This window comes from Nonlabens sp., assembly GCF_965657255.1.
In the GTDB taxonomy this organism is placed as follows: Bacteria; Bacteroidota; Bacteroidia; order Flavobacteriales; family Flavobacteriaceae; genus Nonlabens.
This window is the reverse complement of record NZ_CBFHNM010000001.1, coordinates 290,492-308,197: the sequence shown is the minus strand read 5'-3', so window position 1 is coordinate 308,197 and position 17,706 is coordinate 290,492. Positions and strand designations below refer to the sequence as shown.

At 35.3% G+C, this 17,706-nt stretch carries 12 protein-coding genes; 9 read left to right on the top strand and 3 right to left on the bottom strand.

The window, feature by feature from the left end; genetic code table 11:
- The first annotated feature begins 2 nt into the window (after nt 1-2).
- From sprA to ACTF54_RS01410, 6 genes are all read left to right on the top strand, one after another.
- Nucleotides 3-7,241 (top strand): cell surface protein SprA, encoded by a 7,239-nt coding sequence (gene sprA, locus ACTF54_RS01435; protein ID WP_438968563.1) that lies wholly within the window; start codon nt 3-5, stop codon nt 7,239-7,241.
- Between the two features lie 84 nt (nt 7,242-7,325).
- Nucleotides 7,326-7,703, top strand: coding sequence for a glycine cleavage system protein GcvH (gene gcvH, locus ACTF54_RS01430; RefSeq protein ID WP_347196284.1), 378 nt, complete (start codon nt 7,326-7,328; stop codon nt 7,701-7,703).
- Nucleotides 7,703-8,125, top strand: coding sequence for a hypothetical protein (locus ACTF54_RS01425; RefSeq protein WP_347196283.1), 423 nt, complete (start codon nt 7,703-7,705; stop codon nt 8,123-8,125). The genes gcvH and ACTF54_RS01425 overlap by 1 nt, the downstream gene beginning before the upstream one ends.
- A 54-nt stretch (nt 8,126-8,179) precedes the next feature.
- A complete protein-coding gene (locus ACTF54_RS01420; protein ID WP_347196282.1) occupies nt 8,180-8,908 on the top strand; it encodes an energy transducer TonB in 729 nt (242 codons plus the stop codon).
- A 104-nt stretch (nt 8,909-9,012) separates the two neighbouring features.
- Nucleotides 9,013-9,831 (top strand): energy transducer TonB, encoded by an 819-nt coding sequence (locus ACTF54_RS01415; protein ID WP_347196281.1) that lies wholly within the window; start codon nt 9,013-9,015, stop codon nt 9,829-9,831.
- Nucleotides 9,832-9,932: 101 nt separating this feature from the next.
- On the top strand, nt 9,933-12,047 hold the full coding sequence (locus tag ACTF54_RS01410) for a hypothetical protein (RefSeq protein WP_347196280.1): 2,115 nt from the start codon (nt 9,933-9,935) through the stop codon (nt 12,045-12,047).
- On the opposite strand, the gene ACTF54_RS01405 is transcribed toward ACTF54_RS01410, so the two are convergent.
- Nucleotides 12,048-12,446: a group III truncated hemoglobin gene (locus ACTF54_RS01405; RefSeq protein ID WP_438968562.1), complete on the bottom strand. Its 399-nt coding sequence runs from the start codon at nt 12,444-12,446 to the stop codon at nt 12,048-12,050.
- A gap of 132 nt (nt 12,447-12,578) precedes the next feature.
- Between ACTF54_RS01405 and ACTF54_RS01400 the strand changes: the two genes are divergently transcribed.
- The gene (locus ACTF54_RS01400; protein WP_347196317.1) at nt 12,579-13,277 is read left to right on the top strand and encodes a zinc metallopeptidase; all 699 of its coding nucleotides are present in this window, start codon (nt 12,579-12,581) and stop codon (nt 13,275-13,277) included.
- Between the two features lie 75 nt (nt 13,278-13,352).
- Here the strand turns inward: ACTF54_RS01400 and ACTF54_RS01395 are convergent, their stop codons facing one another.
- Nucleotides 13,353-14,717, bottom strand: coding sequence for a saccharopine dehydrogenase family protein (locus ACTF54_RS01395; RefSeq protein WP_438968561.1), 1,365 nt, complete (start codon nt 14,715-14,717; stop codon nt 13,353-13,355).
- A 53-nt stretch (nt 14,718-14,770) separates the two neighbouring features.
- On the opposite strand from ACTF54_RS01395, the gene ACTF54_RS01390 reads away from it, so the two are divergent.
- Both ACTF54_RS01390 and pckA read left to right on the top strand, forming a co-directional pair.
- Nucleotides 14,771-15,166: a DUF423 domain-containing protein gene (locus ACTF54_RS01390; protein ID WP_347196277.1), complete on the top strand. Its 396-nt coding sequence runs from the start codon at nt 14,771-14,773 to the stop codon at nt 15,164-15,166.
- Nucleotides 15,167-15,220: 54 nt separating this feature from the next.
- Nucleotides 15,221-16,837, top strand: coding sequence for a phosphoenolpyruvate carboxykinase (ATP) (gene pckA / locus ACTF54_RS01385; protein WP_347196276.1), 1,617 nt, complete (start codon nt 15,221-15,223; stop codon nt 16,835-16,837).
- A 101-nt stretch (nt 16,838-16,938) separates the two neighbouring features.
- On the opposite strand, the gene ACTF54_RS01380 is transcribed toward pckA, so the two are convergent.
- Nucleotides 16,939-17,679 carry a uroporphyrinogen-III synthase gene (locus tag ACTF54_RS01380; protein WP_347196275.1) on the bottom strand — a complete coding sequence of 247 codons (741 nt, stop codon included), beginning with the start codon at nt 17,677-17,679 and terminating at the stop codon, nt 16,939-16,941.
- Nucleotides 17,680-17,706 lie beyond the last annotated feature (27 nt).

Here is a 17,706-nt window from a genome sequence, read left to right as displayed (position 1 = left end):
ATTTGAGATATAGTAATAATGGCCTAAGGGCTTTAGTCTTTCTTTTTACTTTTTTAGTTTTCGCTTTCGCGAAAGCGCAAGAGCCAACAGAAACCCCTCAAGATTCCACCAGAACGACAGTTACCTTGGGTAATTTAAGTTTGCCAAATCCACCTAGTATAACTACTTTATACAAGTATGACGCAAATTTAGATCGTTATATTTATTCTAGTACATTCAATGGATACAATATTGATTTTCCATTTATTCTAACTCGAGAACAATACTTAGATCGTGTTGTTAAAGAACAAATGCGTGAGTATTTCAAAGAGAAAGCGGCTGCAATAGCTGGTAAAACTAAAGAGGATAAGGAGAAACAAAAGGATTTGTTGCCTAATTTTTATGTGAATGATGCGTTATTTGTATCTATTTTTGGTGGATCAGAGATAGATATCGACCCTCAAGGATCTGTAGAAGTAGATTTAGGATTGCTTTTCAATAGATCTGATAACCCTAGTTTTTCTCCCAGAAACAGACAAAATTTAACTTTCGACTTTAATCAACGCATCAACTTAAGTTTGGTAGGTAAAGTAGGAACACGTTTGCAGGTGAATGCAAATTATGACACCCAAAGTACGTTCAACTTTCAAAATCAAATTAAATTAGACTATACACCTACTGAAGACGATATACTACAAAGTATAGAGGTAGGTAATGTTGCGATGCCGCTTAACTCGCAATTAATAAGAGGTGCACAAAGCTTATTTGGTATCAAGACAGAGTTGCAATTCGGTAAAACTAGAATAACAGCAGTGTTTTCAGAACAACAATCTGAATCTAGAACCGTACAAGCAGCTGGAGGCGCTACGATTAATGATTTTGACTTTTTCTCACTTGATTATGATGAGAATAGGCATTATTTCTTATCTCATTACTTTAGGGATAATTATGATACTTCTTTACAAAATTACCCTTTCATCAATAATAATATTCAAATTACGCGTGCTGAAGTTTGGATTACAAATAGAGGTAACAGAACACAAGATGTACGTAATCTAGTCGCTATACAGGATATAGGTGAGGCAGAAGGTCTAACAGGTGTTTCTAATATTGGACTTGATCCACAGCCAAGTGGGTTTTTAAATGTTCCTGCTGGTAGTTTTCCAGATAATGCAAACAATGATTTTAATCCAGAGGGAATTAATGGTGGCGCTCAGTCTATTTTAAATAGTCAAATACGAGATATTGCAACTGTTCAACAAGGCTTTGGCAGTGCTCAAGTTAATGAAGGATTTGACTATGTAACTCTAGAAAACGCTCGAAAACTTACACCACAAGAATATACTTTAAATCCTAAATTAGGATACATTTCTTTGAGACAACGCTTGAATAATGACGAGGTTCTTGCTGTTGCTTTTCAATATACAGTAGGTGGTCAAGTATTTCAAGTAGGGGAATTTGCAAATGATGGTGTTAACGCAACAGAAGTTATAGAAAACCCAAACCCAAACCAACCACCAATTAATAACCAAAGTCTAGTGGTAAAGTTGTTAAAAAGTAATCTCACAAATGTTAGTGAGCCTATTTGGGATTTAATGATGAAAAACATCTACAATTTGGGTGGATTTCAATTAACACAAGAGGATTTTAGGTTAAATATTTTTTATCAATATCCGCCTGAGTTAAATTATATTACAGCTGCAGAAGGTACCATAGGCAATCCAGCAATCCCTCTGCCAGATGATGTAGATCAAACCACATTAATACGAGTATTTAATCTAGATAGATTGAACCAACAAGGTGATCCACAACCGCAAGGAGATGGCTTCTTTGACTTTGTGCCAGGCATTACTATAGATGCAGAAAATGGACGAATAATTTTTACAACAGTAGAACCGTTTGGGAGTCATTTATTTGATAAGCTAGACAATACGCCTGGAACTGGAAACGAAGATTATACACAGCCTTCAACGTACAATGCAAATCAAGCACAATATGTGTTTAGAGATATGTACCGCACTACAAAAGCTCAAGCCTTGCAAAGTGCAGATAAAAATAAATACCTCATAAAAGGTGAATATAAATCTACTGGTCAGGAAGGTATTCCTATAGGTGGTTTTAATGTTCCAAGAGGCTCTGTAACAGTAACGGCTGGAGGAAGAACGCTTCAAGAAGGCATTGATTATACTGTTGACTATCAAATAGGTCGAGTGATAATTTTAGATCAGGCGTTATTAAATTCTAATACTCCTATTCAAGTTTCTACAGAAAGTAATTCTACCTTTAATCAACAAACAAAAAGATTTACTGGTATAAACGTAGAACATAAATTTAGTGAAGATTTCATTTTAGGAGGTACATTTTTAAACCTTAAAGAACGTCCTATTACTCAAAAATCCACTTATGGATTTGAGCCTATTAACAATACTATTTTAGGAATCAATTTTCTCTACAATACCGAGGTACCATTTTTAACAAGATTAGCAAACAAACTTCCTAATGTAGATACAGATGTTGCTTCTAATTTATCGTTGAGAGGAGAATTTGCCTACTTATTTCCAGGATCTCCAGCAGGAGATAATTTTGGTGGAGAGGCAGCAGCTTATGTAGATGATTTTGAAGGCTCCCAAACCTCTATTGATATTTTAACTCCTTTTTCTTGGTCTTTAGCTAGTGTGCCAGTGGATTTTATTCCAGGTTATACGGAAACAAATCAAAATCCTCCTCTAACACTTGAAGATAATTATGATCGTGCAAAATTAGCATGGTATTCCATAGATCCCATATTTTATGGAAACCAGCAGCCAGATGGAATAACTGCTGCAGATGTATCTGATTATAGAACAAGGCGTGTTTTTGTAGATGAAATATTTCCTAATGTAGATTTACAACAAGGTCAACAACAAGTCATCAATACACTTGATATGGCCTATTATCCTAATGAGCGAGGACAGTACAATTATAATCCAATCGCTGCAGGAACTGATATTCTTCCTAATCCACAGGACAATTGGGGTGGGATTATGCGTCAGTTTTCAAGTACAGATTTTGAACAAACTAATGTAGAGTATGTGCAGTTCTGGATTATGGATCCTTTTCAATATGATCCAACTAACAACGGTGGTACTATTTCTATAAACCTAGGGAGTATCTCAGAAGATATTCTAAGAGATAATAGAAAGCAATTTGAAAACGGTTTGCCTGATGATGGCTTACCAGACCCTTCAATTACAAGAAGTACCTTATATGGTAAAGTACCTGCTAGTCAGTCTCTAGTTTATGCATTTGATACGCAAGGTGCAGAACGAGATAATCAGGATATAGGTCTAGATGGATTAAGTGATGCCGAAGAGCGAACACAATTTCCCGGATTTAATCCTTTAGATCCTTCAGGAGATAATTATGAGTTTTTTGCTGCGGCTACTGGTGATATCCCTACTAGGTATAAAAATTATAATGGTACTCAAGGGAATTCTTCCACCACTGTTACACAAGATAATCGTGGATCAACAACGCTTCCAGATGTAGAAGATATCAACCGTGATAACACGATGAATACTATTAATAGCTATTATGAGTATGATATTCCTATTTTTCCAGGTATGGATGTGGCTACTAGTGAGTATATTTTTGACACCAAGGAAGTTCAATCTACTTTACCAGATGGATCTACTATTGACACGAGATGGGTTCAATTTAGAGTACCCTTAAATGATCCTAATCGTGAAGAAATAGGTGGTATTGCAGATTTTAGAGCCATACGTTTTATGAGAATGTATTTGACTGATTTTGAAGTGGATACTTTTCTTCGTTTTGGATCGCTAGATTTAGTTCGTGGAGATTATAGAAGGTTTACTGCGACACTTGATGAAGATGATCCTATCGTTTCTGATGATCCTACAACTTTTGAAGTAGAAGGAGTAAACATTGAAAATAATGAATCGAGAACACCTATTCCTTATAGATTGCCTCCAGGTGTAGAAAGAGAAGAATTGAGAACACAAAATCAAAATATAAGACAGAATGAACAATCTCTTGCATTAAGAGTATGTGATCTAGAACCTGGCGATGCTCGAGGAGTTTTCAAGAACATTAGAATAGACATGAGACAATATGAATCTCTTAAAATGTTTGTTCATGCAGAATCTTTAGTGAATGAAATTTCCATAGACGATGATGACTTAGAAGCTTTCATAAGAATAGGTGTTGATTTTACTCAAAATTTCTATGAAATCCGTGTTCCTTTAAAACCTACGGCCTTTGGTACCGATGTAAGAGAAGAAATCTGGCCACAAGCTAATGAGTTTGATATTAACTTATCATTGTTACAAGATCTAAAAGCCCAAGTGTTATCTGATAACAATTTACCTATAAATGAGCTTAACTTTCCTACATTGACTAATCAACCTAGTGGTGATCAACAACAATACGGTATAAAAGGTAATCCTAATTTTGGTGATATCCGAGCCATGATGATAGGTGTGCGCAATGCTACCGATGGAAATATATGTGGAGAAGTATGGTTCAATGAAATGCGTCTTGCAGGACTAAAGAATCAAGGTGGTTATGCAGCTGTGATGAATATGGATGCTAATATCGCAGATTTTGCAAGTGTAAGCGCAACTGGCAGAAGAAGTACGATCGGTTTTGGTGCTATTGAACAAGGACCGCAAGAAAGAAGTCGTGAGAATGTAACACAATATGATATTACAACTAATGTAAGCCTTGGTAAATTATTACCTCCTAAATGGGGCGTTTCATTACCGTTTTCTTATAGTTATGGAGAAGAAACCATTACACCCCAATTTGATCCTCAATTTGAAGATATAGAATTAGAAACGAGATTGGATAATGCAGCTGATGATGCAGAGCGAGACGATATACTTCAACAATCAGAAGATTTTACAAGAAGGCAAAGTGTCAATTTAATAGGCGTGCGCAAAGAACGTACAGGTGATGCAAAACCTATGCCTTATGATATTGAGAATTTTACATTTTCTGGGTCGTACAACCAGACAGATCAACGCAATTTTGAAGTCGAGGCTTTTCAGGAGCAATCTGTAAATGTAGGTGGTACATATAATTATGCATTTCCAAAAAAGGAAATAGAACCGTTTAAAAATTCTACCTGGTTAGATAATCGATATTTAAAGTTTATTAAAGACATTAACTTTAATCCGTTGCCTAATAATTTTTCAGCAGGATTAAATGTATTACGTCAGTACAATACTCAGAAATTCCGTGATTTACAATTGGACACTAATCCTGTAGACCTAGATGGTGATGGTGAACCAGATGCTCAAAATATTACATTAGATCCACTTACTAATCGTAATTTTACCATGAATCATCAATATGCGATCAATTGGGATTTAACAAAGTCCTTACAGGTTAATTTATCAGCAAACAACGATAGATTGATACGTAGTTTTGTGAATGATGACGATTCGATTAATGAAGATTACACTATTTGGACTGACTTTTTTGATGAAGGTATCCCTAACCGTCATTCACAACAATTACAGCTTACTTATAAATTGCCGTTTGATAAGTTTCCTTTTCTCGCTTTCGCGAAAGCGAACTATACATACACATCTAATTTTAATTGGACTCGTAACCAACAGCAATTTGCGCAGTTGGATAATATTCCTAATCTAGGTAATACGATTCAAAATGCAAATACGCATCGCATTAACGGAACACTAGATTTAGATAAGCTTTACAAATATGTTGGTTTAGAGAAAAAGAAATTCGGAGTAACAGCAAACAACGCAGCTAGGTCTAGAGCAAATGCAAGAACTAGAAGTAGACGACCAGCTTCTAAAGAGGAAACCGCAGATGCTGATAAATCAAAAACACCTAAAAAGAACTTTGCAAATAAGGCATACAATACTTTAATAGGTATCGTAACATCTGTGAAAAGAGCGCAAATTAATTATCAAGAGACTAATGGTATATTATTACCAGGTTATACACCAGACATAGGTTTTGTAGGTACATTGAAGCCTACAACTGGTTTTGTGTTTGGTAGTCAGGCAGAGATTCGTACTCTTGCTGCACAACGTGGATGGTTAACACTTTTCCAAGATTTTAATCAACAATATACCGAGGTAGAGACTAGGCAACTGGATTTTAATTTTAAAGTAGATCTTTTAAAAGACCTTTCTATTGATATTTTAGGAAACCGCGCTTATCAAGAAACTTATTCAGAAAATTTCAGAGTGGATCAGGACGATTTAACCTATCAATCGCTCACACCTAATACTTTTGGGAATTTCAATATTTCTACATTAATGATAGGTACTGCTTTTCAAAAAAGTACTATAGAAGGTTCACCTACCTTTGACACGTTTAGAAGTAATAGACTTGCTGTTGCAAACCGTCTTGCGACTGAGTTTTATGGAGGTAATACATTTACAAGAGATGCAGATGGTTTTCCAGAAGGATTCTCAAGAAATAGTCAGCGTGTTTTATTGCCGGCTTTTTTAGCAGCCTATGAGGGTAGAGATGTAGAAAAGCAGGATTCTAATGCTTTTAGGGATATACCACTACCTAACTGGACAGTAAAATATACTGGGTTAATGAATTTGAAATGGTTTAAAAAACGTTTCCGTAGATTTTCAATCAATCATGGATACCGTTCTAGTTATACCATCAATCAGTTCCAGACGAACTTAGATTTTGCAGAAGGTAATGGTGCGCTTACTTATCAAGAGCAATTAGGAACAAATGCACTGAATCAGAACGGAGATTTTAAATCAAGAAACTTGTACTTTAATATCAATCTCGCAGAGCAATTTAGTCCTTTAATTAAATTGGATTTTGAGACTAAAAATGCTTTTTCTATTGCTGCAGAGATTAGAAAAGATAGAGTGGTATCGCTTAGTTTTGATAATAACTTATTAACCGAAATCAATGGTGAAGAATTAATTTTAGGTGTAGGTTATCGCTTTAAAGACTTGAGATTTAAAACAAATTTTGGCGGTAGAAGTCGTGTTATTAAGAGTGATTTAAATCTAAGATTAGATGGCTCGGTAAGAGATAATGTCACCATTATTCGATACTTAGATTTAGATAATAGTCAAGCTACGGCGGGACAAACTATTTATGGTCTTAAATTCACAGCAGATTATAATTTAAGTCAGGCATTTACAGCTATATTCTATTATGATCATACCTTTTCAGAATTTGCTATATCAACGGCTTTTCCTCAAACTACCATACGTAGTGGATTTACATTGAGGTATACATTTGGTAATTAATCAAAATATTATCAGTAATTAAGAGCTAAGTTTTTAATAATTGAAAATACTTATCTTAAATTTACGGCGATAAAAACGAATACAATGAATATCCCATCAGAATTAAAGTATACCAAAGATCACGAGTGGATCAAAATAGAAGGTGATGTAGCCATCATAGGAATTACAGATTTTGCCCAGAGCGAATTAGGTGATATCGTATATGTAGAGGTAGAGACAGTTGATGAAACCTTAGATCAAGAAGAGGTTTTTGGTACAGTAGAAGCCGTAAAAACGGTTTCAGATCTATTTTTACCGCTTACTGGAGAAATTACAGATTTCAATGAAAAATTAGAAGACGAACCAGAATTAGTTAATACAGATCCTTATGGAGATGGATGGATGATTAAAATGAAATTCTCTGACGCTTCTCAAATAGAAAGTTTATTAAGTGCTGATGCTTATAAAGAGCTCGTAGGGTAATGAATAAATTACTGTACTGGTTTGCGCCGTTGTACACCGCTGTTATTGCAGCCGGATCATTAATGGATAACGCAGTGCCTTCAGTAAGTATCGATAACATTGATAAAGTGTACCATGCTATTGCATATTTAATTATGACTATTTCTTGGTATGTCTTTTTTTATGCTCGCTTTTTAAGCAAACAAAGTTTTTCTTCCTTTAATTTAAAAACCATTCTTTCTAACTGGTCTCGCACCATAGCAATAGGAGCAAGTGTGTTTTCATTAATTGTAGGGATTCTTATAGAAATAGGTCAGGAGTACGTCTCAATGAACAGGACCATGGATGCTATGGATGTTTTAGCAAATTTTGCTGGCATAATTCTTGCAGTTATAATTTTAATGATATTGGATAAATTATTACAACAACATAAAATGAAATAAATCTTTTGTTAGCACAAAGATTTGATTATTTTTAACCTCTTAAATACCGCTACAATGGAAGTGAAAAAATCAGAAAAAGCAGATTTACGTAAGAATATTACGCTGTACGCCCTATCGGGACTAGCGTTCATGTTATTACTATCATGGCAAGGGATTGAGTATGAGTCCAAAACCGTTGAGACAGAAGAGGTCTTTGTAGAGCCGGAAGAATTCTTTGTAGAAGAAGAAATTCCAATTACTCAAATGCTTGATACGCCGCCACCTCCACCGCCACCGCCACCAGCACCAGAAATTATTGAAGTTGTTAAAGATGAAGTGGAAATAGAAGAGGTAATTATCGAAGATACTGAAACTGATGAACAAGAAGAAATCGTAGAGATTGATGAGGTTTCTGAAGAAGTAGGTCGTGAAGAAGTAATTGCAGACGTACCATTTGCAATTATTGAAAACGTGCCGATCTATCCAGGTTGTGAAGACAAGAAAAACAATGCAGATCGTAAGAAATGTATGAGTGAGAAAATCACAAAATTTGTGAATAGAGAATTCAACACAGGTTTAGCAAATGATTTAGGTTTAGAAGGAAGACAAAAAATATCAGTTCAATTTAAAATTGATGCTAAAGGTAATGTTGTTGGAATACAATCTAAAGCAAAGCATCCTAGATTACAGAGTGAAGCCGCTCGAGTAATTAATAAATTACCAGTAATGACACCTGGTATGCAAAGAGGTAAGCCAGTAGGTGTAATTTATGCATTACCTATTATTTTCCAAGTACAGGATTAAAACAACTCCATTACCTTTATATAAAAGTCCCAACCTGAATAGGTTGGGACTTTTTTTTGGTACACTTCTTGATTTCTCATTGAAATAACATAAAACCATTTATTATGAATCATTCCAATGAGAGTAAAGGTGCTGCAACACCAGAAAACACTCGTCGTGCAGATAAGAAGTCTGTTAACACCACTGTAAACCCTATTATCAATTTTCAAATAGGCCTCATAGCTGCGATAGTAGCAGCATTTTTAATTATTGAATTTTCCACACCTATTCAAAAGATTATCAATGAACCTGTCCGAAAAGTTTCTTTATTGCCAGACTCTGGTAAAACTGGGCCATTTGAGATAATTCCTAATGAAAAGCCAAAGCAGATCATCAAGAAACAAGAGCCGCCTAAGAAAACAGTAATAAAAACAGATCCTAATAAAGCACCCATTATTACTGATGCGGAAGTGCCAGAAATTAATGATAAAGACGTAGTAGAGCCAGTAACTATGAATACTACTCCACTTAAAACGGTCTCGACTGATAAAGGAGAATTTAAAGAATCTATTCCAAATGCACAGCCTACTTTTATGGGTGCGCTTACTGAGGCGCCTTTGTTTCCAGGATGCAATTCTAGTATGAGTAAAGAAGAACGAGTGGATTGTTTAAATAAAAAAATGGCTCGCTTTATCCAGCGCAATTTTGATACAAGTATAGGTCACACTCTGGAAGAAAAAGATGTTGTTAAAATTGCGGTGCAATTTACTATAGGAACAGATGGCTTGCCTAAAGATATAAGGGTGAAAGCACCTAATAAAGATTTAGAAAAAGAAGCGTATAAGGTGATATCAGAATTACCAGAAATGATTCCTGGTAAAATTAATAATAGTGCGGTAAACGTTACGTATGCCTTACCTATAAGATTTCAAGTAAATAATTGAATTAGTATCTTTAGAACTTTTATAAAGCCATGATTATTCATGGCTTTTCTCTTTTTGGGACACTTATTAAAACAGGTATATTTGTGACTTATTGAAAAGCTATGAAACTTTTATATTCGGTCCTCATTATTATGTTTTCAAATCTGATAGTTGCACAATCAAATATGGAGAGCTTTCCAATTTTTGTGGAGTGTAAGGATATAGTAAATGAACAATTAGAAGATTGTTTTTATAAAACGCTTTATTCAAAACTTAAAACTACATATCAACATCCTATAATAAATGATAGTGTTTCAAATCAATCCGTCACCATTAGATTTGAAATAGACCGTAAAGGTGATTTTGTTCTCATAAGAGCAGATGCTTTAAGAGCATCGGTCCGGTCAGAAATGACAAAAGCTTTTGAAAATTTACCTAATATTCAAGCGCCTACCTTTAATGGAACACCAACGTTCATGCAGTTTGTTCTTAATGTTCCAGTTCCTATGAAGGATAGAGGTTCATTTCAAATTTATAGCAATTCCAAAGATGTCGTTGAGGACAAGAAAATAAATGACAATGCTGTTGACAGTATCGCCTTCGCGAAAGCGAATGAAGAATTTAACACGATAGTCAGTGATCAATATGATAAACACCAGCTTAGATCTGACGCGATAATCCCACTTTCCTACCAAAGATACCATCGTTATGAGGCGGCGATGAACCGTATAGGGAATAATGCTCATACAGCAGTAAAACCCTACACTTTTAATTATGTAGATCAGTATTTTGATCTAGAGGCTGAGAGAGCATCTCTTTTAAAAGAAAGAAGAACTTGGTTAGGTCGTAAATGGCATAATGAACACTTTTTTGAGGTCGCAGGAAAAGATTATTGGTTTGTTGTAGATCCAGGAGTTGACACACAGATAGGTAGAGACTTAAATGATGAGGTAACTACTTATAACAATACAAGATTAGTAAACATAAGCGGTGGAATAGGCAGTCAGATCACCTTTGGCGGCAGTATTCAAGAATCTCAAGGTAGATTTCCAGGCTATTTTCAAAGAGAAATTATTTCACGAGCTCCTGATGGTGGAAACCCTGGAATTGTTCCAGGAAGAGGAATAGCAGAAGATGGAGGCGAGAACGTATTTGATTACCCAGTAGCAACAGGTTATATTAATTATAAACCCAGTAAATACTTTGATTTACAATTGGGTCATGGACAACATTTTATAGGTGATGGATATCGCTCTTTAGTTTTAAGCGACAACTCACAACCTTTCCCATACTTTAAATTGAATGCAAAATTTTGGAAATTAGATTATACGGTACTTTACACGTCATTAAGAGATGTGCGATCAGAAGTTACGGCAGATGATTCTTTTCGTACTAAATATATGGTACATCACTACTTAAGTTACAATGTAAACAAAAGATTGAATTTAGGTTTTTTTGAAAGTGTACTATGGCAAAATGATAATCAAAGAGGCTTTGATTTTAATTATTTAAATCCAGTAATTTTTTATCAATCTATAGAGTTGCAGACTGGATCTCGAGGTGGAAATGCCTTATTAGGTTTTACAGCAAAATATAAATTTAGCGATTTTATAACCGGATATGGACAACTTACATTAGATGAGTTTTCTGGTGGTTCTGTTGTAAGCGGTAATGGAAGTTACCAAAACAAAAGTGCTTATCAATTAGGTGTTAAATGGCAAAATGCGTTTAAAGTGCCCAACTTAATGATGCATGTAGAATATAATAGAGTTAGACCTTACACGTATTCTCATAATACGGTTGTTTTAAATTACGGTAATAGTAATCAAGCACTAGCGCATCCTTGGGGCGCTAATTTTTATGAAGCTATAATAATAGGTCGCTATACTAAAGATCGTTGGTATGGTATCGCTAAAGCAATTTATGGAGAAAGAGGTTATGATGTTTTATCGAACGGAGATAACGCCTTTTATGGAGGTAATATTTATGGTACAGAAGATAATCGTATTGCAGATAATGGTAATGAGACCACACAAGGAAATACTTCTAATTTTTTCTTCGGGCAGTTAGAAGCTGGATATGTCATAAATCCTGCGAGTAGATTAAAAGTTTTTGGTCAAGTAATTTACAGAAGTCAGAATCCACAATTTAACAATGCAGTAGTTAGAGGTGAAAGCACCATGTGGCTAAATGTTGGTCTACGCACCGATATTATGAACTGGTCTTTTGATAGGTAATTAAGAAAGCGATCTAGCCTCAAATATTTTTATAAATAATAGACTTGCCATATTACGCGCACGCTGTATAGCTAGATCTGCTATTTTACCTTCAAATAATTCGTTTACAGTCTCCATCCATAGATTGATCCATATGCCAAAGTGTTCCATTTCAAGCGAGTTGTTTTCTTGATCATCAACTTTTTGATGAGCTGTCACTGGATTTCCTTGATAACTTTTTTCCATAAACAAACTGGTTTCCCAAAAGTTAGTGATGTGTTGTAAATGCACCGGCCAGTCTCTAATAGCTTTATTGAAAATAGGTCCTAAGGTCCTTTCTGCTCTTACTTTATTGTAAAATTGAGTAACTAAAATAGTTAGGTCCTCTTTATCTCTTATGTCGCATTTATGTTTTTCCACTAGCTGTTTATCATAGTTTTATGCAATTTACTTTTTTAGATTTTGAACAGGCTATCGATTTTATAAAATGAAGGTTTATTTATTTCGAAAAACCTAACTTTAACTTCTTAATAGTTAAATTGTAAAAATATGATGGGCGGCGGCTTAATGGGGTATTATATCATCGGTGGATTAGTAATGCTGGTGAGTATGTATGTAAGCAATAAACTTAAATCAAAATTTAAGCATTATTCTAATCTTAGTTTAAGAAATGGAATGAGTGGTGCAGAGATTGCCCAAAAAATGTTAGATGATAATGGTATTACAGACGTGAAAGTAATCTCTATGAAAGGACAGCTTACAGATCATTATAATCCTAAGGATAAAACGGTAAATTTAAGTGAGGTGGTTTACTCGCAACGCAATGCTGCGGCTGCTGCAGTTGCAGCACATGAAGTAGGTCATGCCGTGCAACATGCCACGGCTTATTCGTGGATAGGAATGCGCTCCAGTCTAGTTCCTATAGTAAGCATCGCTTCAAAATATTCACAATGGGTGATTATGGGAGGAATTGCTCTTGCGACCAGTACTGCACTGGGTAGTACAGTATTGCTAGTAGGTATTATCATGTATGGTATGGGAACATTATTTTCGTTTGTAACCTTACCGGTAGAATATGATGCGAGTAATAGAGCACTAGCTTGGTTAGAAAATGAAAGAATGTTGACTCAAGAAGAGCACGCAGGTGCAAAAGATGCTTTGAAATGGGCAGCACGCACTTATTTAGTTGCTGCTATAGGGTCGCTTGCTACTTTATTATATTTTATTTCTATCTTTTTAAGAAGAAGATAAAAGTTTCTTGATAAAATATAAAAGCCAGTTGCTCCATAAACAACTGGCTTTTTAGAGTTACTTCAGAAATTTCAATTATAAACTCAATTTATTATAACCTAGGTAATCAGTCTCGCTTTCGCGAAAGCGGATACCATAACCTTCTAATTCATTTAGAATAGGCTCGTAAACAGCTGCTGTAATTGGAATTTGAACACCTGGTTCTGTGATCTCGCTATTAAGTATTTTTAAAGCGGCTATTCCCACCGGTAGCCCTACGGTTTTTGCCATGGCAGTTTGTAAGTTACCATCGCCTAGACAAACCATGGTGCTGTCTATTTGTTTTTTTTCGCCATTTAATTCATAGCCGAATTTGTGGTACATAACAATCATATCTTTTTCACCAGGTTGTAAAGTCCAGGAGTTTTCAAGAATTGCCTGAAGCATTTGTGCAGGTGTAGCATCTTTAATACCTATTTTCTTTTTGTTGTTAAATATATCCAGTTCTTCTAGTTTCAGCCACATAATATCGTCTTGGTCGATTTTGAGTTCATGTCGCATTTTTAACTCTACACTATCTGTAGGTGAGTAAGGTAAAAAACTATTCACAAAATCACGATAGGTCATATTTTCAGATCCTTCTATTACATAAGTGTCGTCAGTCATGCCTAATTGTACAAACATATTCCACGCTTTGCTAAACCCTATGCGTCGCATCGTACCTCTATATAAGGTGAGCACATCTTCCAGTCCGTAAACCTCTCTATATTTAAGGCTGTTGCGGTTTGCAAGAGCTTCAAAGCGACCGTAACCTTCTACCTCAAGAAACTCAGTTCTTCTAAAAAGGCGGTTGTAGGGTATGTATTTATATTTTCCTTCTTGTATAAATTTAGCTGCGCCTCCTTGACCAGCGGTTACTACATTGCGTGGATTCCATGTGAATTTATAATTCCATAGGTTATTATCGTCTTCTGGGGCGACTAGTCCACCAGTAAAGGATTCAAAAAGTAATAGTTTACCTCCTTGATTCGTTATATGATCTATGACTTTCATTGCACTCATATGATCTACTCCAGGATCTACACCTATTTCATTCATGAATACTAGTCCTTTTTCTTTTACCTCGCTGTCTAGGGCTTCCATTTCTGGACTAACATAACTAGCAGTTACCATACTTTTATGGAGAGCAACACAATCTTTTGCCACTTGTATGTGGAATCGTGCAGGTAACATAGATATGACTATATCTGCTCTCGAGATTTGTTTTTTACGCTGTTCTGGTTCAAAAATATCCAGCTCTATCGCAGTAGCATTTTTATGATTTTGACTTAAGGATTGAGCACTTTGTAAGTTTTTGTCCGCAATGGTAAGTTGAAGCTGGTGTTCATTAGATTTATTTAAAAGGTAATCCACTAAAACTCCTGTAGATTTTCCAGCACCTATTATTAAGATGTGACGCATAGCTGTTGTAATTTTACGGCAAGTTAAGAGTCTTAATTTAAAATAGAAATACAATGGAAAAAAAGTTGTTAATCGCTGGTTGTAGTTTTGCAGTTATCGCAGTAATTTTTGGTGCCTTAGGAGCTCATGCCTTAGAAAAAGTATTAGAGCCACAACAATTAAAGAGTTTTGAAACAGGTGTACGTTATCAGTTATTTCATGCAATTGCGTTAGTAGCCTTTTCACAGGTAAGTATTTTGAACGATTCTTCAAAAAACATTTTGTTGTATCTTTTTGTAATAGGGATAATTTTATTTTCTTTTAGCATTTATGGCCTTTCTCTCTCTAAATGGCTTAACGTTAATCTAAAGTTTTTAGGACCGATCACGCCATTAGGTGGTTTAAGCCTCATTGTTGGTTGGTTTTTTGTATTGTGGAAATTCGTTTCACATAATTCTGTGAATAATTAGTGAGACCCATTTAAGAGTTCTATTTTTGTACAAAATCTAACTAAACGGATTATTATGGGTTCAAATACCTCTAGTACGCAAACGATTGCGTTAAATGAATGGGGAATCACAAATTCCAAAATCAATTACCAACTCTCGCCTGAAATTTTACAACAAAAATCTGTTGAAAATTATGGCAGTAAAGAAACTGATAATGGCACGCTAGCCGTTCATACTGGTGAATTTACAGGTCGTTCTCCTATGGATCGATTTATAGTAAAAGATGAGGTTACAGAAGACAAGGTCTGGTGGGGAAATATTAACTTACCTTTTGAATCAGATAAATTTGATGCATTACTTGATAAAGTGACTTCTTATCTAGACGGTAAAGAACTTTTTGTACGTGACGCTTTTGCTTGTGCGCATACAGATTACCGTCTTAAATTGAGAGTCATCAATGAATATCCATGGTCTAATATGTTCGCTCATAATATGTTCATTAGACCTACTGAACAAGAGTTGGTAGGTTTTGATGTAGAATGGACTGTTATTAATGCACCAGGTTTTATGGCAGTACCAGATCAGGATGGAACAAGGCAGCATAATTTTGCTATTTTAAACTTTTCTAGAAAAATTGCTCTTATAGGTGGAACTGGTTATACTGGAGAGATCAAAAAGGGAATATTCAGTGCTTTAAACTTTATACTTCCAGTATATAAGAATACACTTCCTATGCACTGTAGTGCAAATGAGGGTAAAGACGGTAATACAGCTATTTTCTTTGGTTTAAGTGGTACTGGTAAGACGACTCTTTCTACAGATCCAGATCGCGCACTTATAGGTGATGATGAGCATGGATGGACTGCAAATAACGAAGTTTTTAATTTTGAAGGCGGTTGTTATGCAAAGGTGATCAACTTAGATCCAGAAGGCGAGCCAGAGATCTTTAATGCTATTAAACCAGGAGCAATTTTAGAAAACGTAGTCTTTAATGAAGATAAAAGTGTTGATTTTGCAGACACATCCATAACACAAAATACACGTGTCAGTTATCCTATTCATCATATAGAAAATATTAAAGTGCCATCAAAAGGTAAAAACCCAAAGAACATTTTCTTTCTTACTGCAGATGCTTTTGGCGTACTTCCTCCTATTTCAAAATTAACTCCTGGTCAGGCAGCTTATCATTTTATAAGCGGTTATACGGCAAAGGTTGCTGGTACTGAAGCTGGTGTTACAGAGCCTGTTCCTAGTTTTTCAGCCTGTTTTGGTGCTCCTTTCATGCCTTTACATCCTACTACTTATGCAGAAATGCTAAGCAGAAAGATGAAAGAAAACGGTGTTAAAGTATGGTTAGTAAACACAGGATGGACTGGTGGACCTTATGGTGTAGGTAGTCGTATGAAGTTAAAATATACACGTGCCATGATAACCGCTGCTTTAGATGGTTCTTTGGAAAAAGCAAATGAGGATGGTGGTTACCACATACACTCTATGTTCGGTGTTGCACAACCTAGAACCTGTCCTAATGTTCCTACAGAAGTTTTAAGTCCACGTAAATCTTGGAATAATGATAAAGGTTATTATGAAACTGCTGAGAAATTGAGGCAGTTTTTCATCAATAACTTCAAAAAGTTTGAAGAGCAAGCGTCAGAAGAGATTCTTGCTGGTGGACCACCTAGAAAATTATAGTCTATAAATAATAGCTTTACAAAGAAAAACGTCCTGAACAATTCATTCAGGACGTTTTTGTTTTGTAGTTATCTCGCTTTCGCGAAAGCGGAAAATATATACTAAGCTTTGTCTTTAATATAACTTTCTATAGCCATAGTCATTGATGGTGACTCTGGTGTTGGTGCTTGTATATCTATTCTAAGACCTTTATCTTGAGCGGCTTTCATAGTTGTGTTACCAAAAACAGCAATACGAGTTTGCTCTTGAGTAAACTCAGGAAAATTCTTAAATAAAGACTCTATACCACTAGGGCTAAAGAAAACTAAAATATCATATTTCACATCTGCCAGATCAGAAAGATCGCTGATAACTGTACGGAAAAATACCGCACTCTTCCATTTCACGCCTAGTTTGTCAAGCTCAGCCTCTGAAGATCCTCCTACTTTATCTGAACTAGGAACTAGAAAGGTTTCAGTTTTATGCTTTTTGATTAAAGGACATAATTCAGAAAAAGTTCTTTTACCTACATAAATTTTACGCTTGCGATAGACTACATATTTCTGTAAGTAATAGGCTACAGCCTCGCTCTGACAAAAGTATTTTAATGTATCTGGAATCTTAAATCGCATTTCATCAGCAACTCTAAAGAAATGATCAACAGCATTACGGCTGGTTAAGATGATTGCAGTAAATTTAGATAAATCTATTTTTTGTTCGCGTACTTCTTTTGCAGGTGCTCCCTCCACATGTATGAAGGAACGAAAGTCGATTTTAACTTTTGTTCTATCCACCAAATTCTGATATGGCGAGTTTTCCATTTTAGGTTCAGGTTGGGAAACTAAAATTGTTTTCACTTTCATAAACGTATTTTTCTATTAAAACAGGCT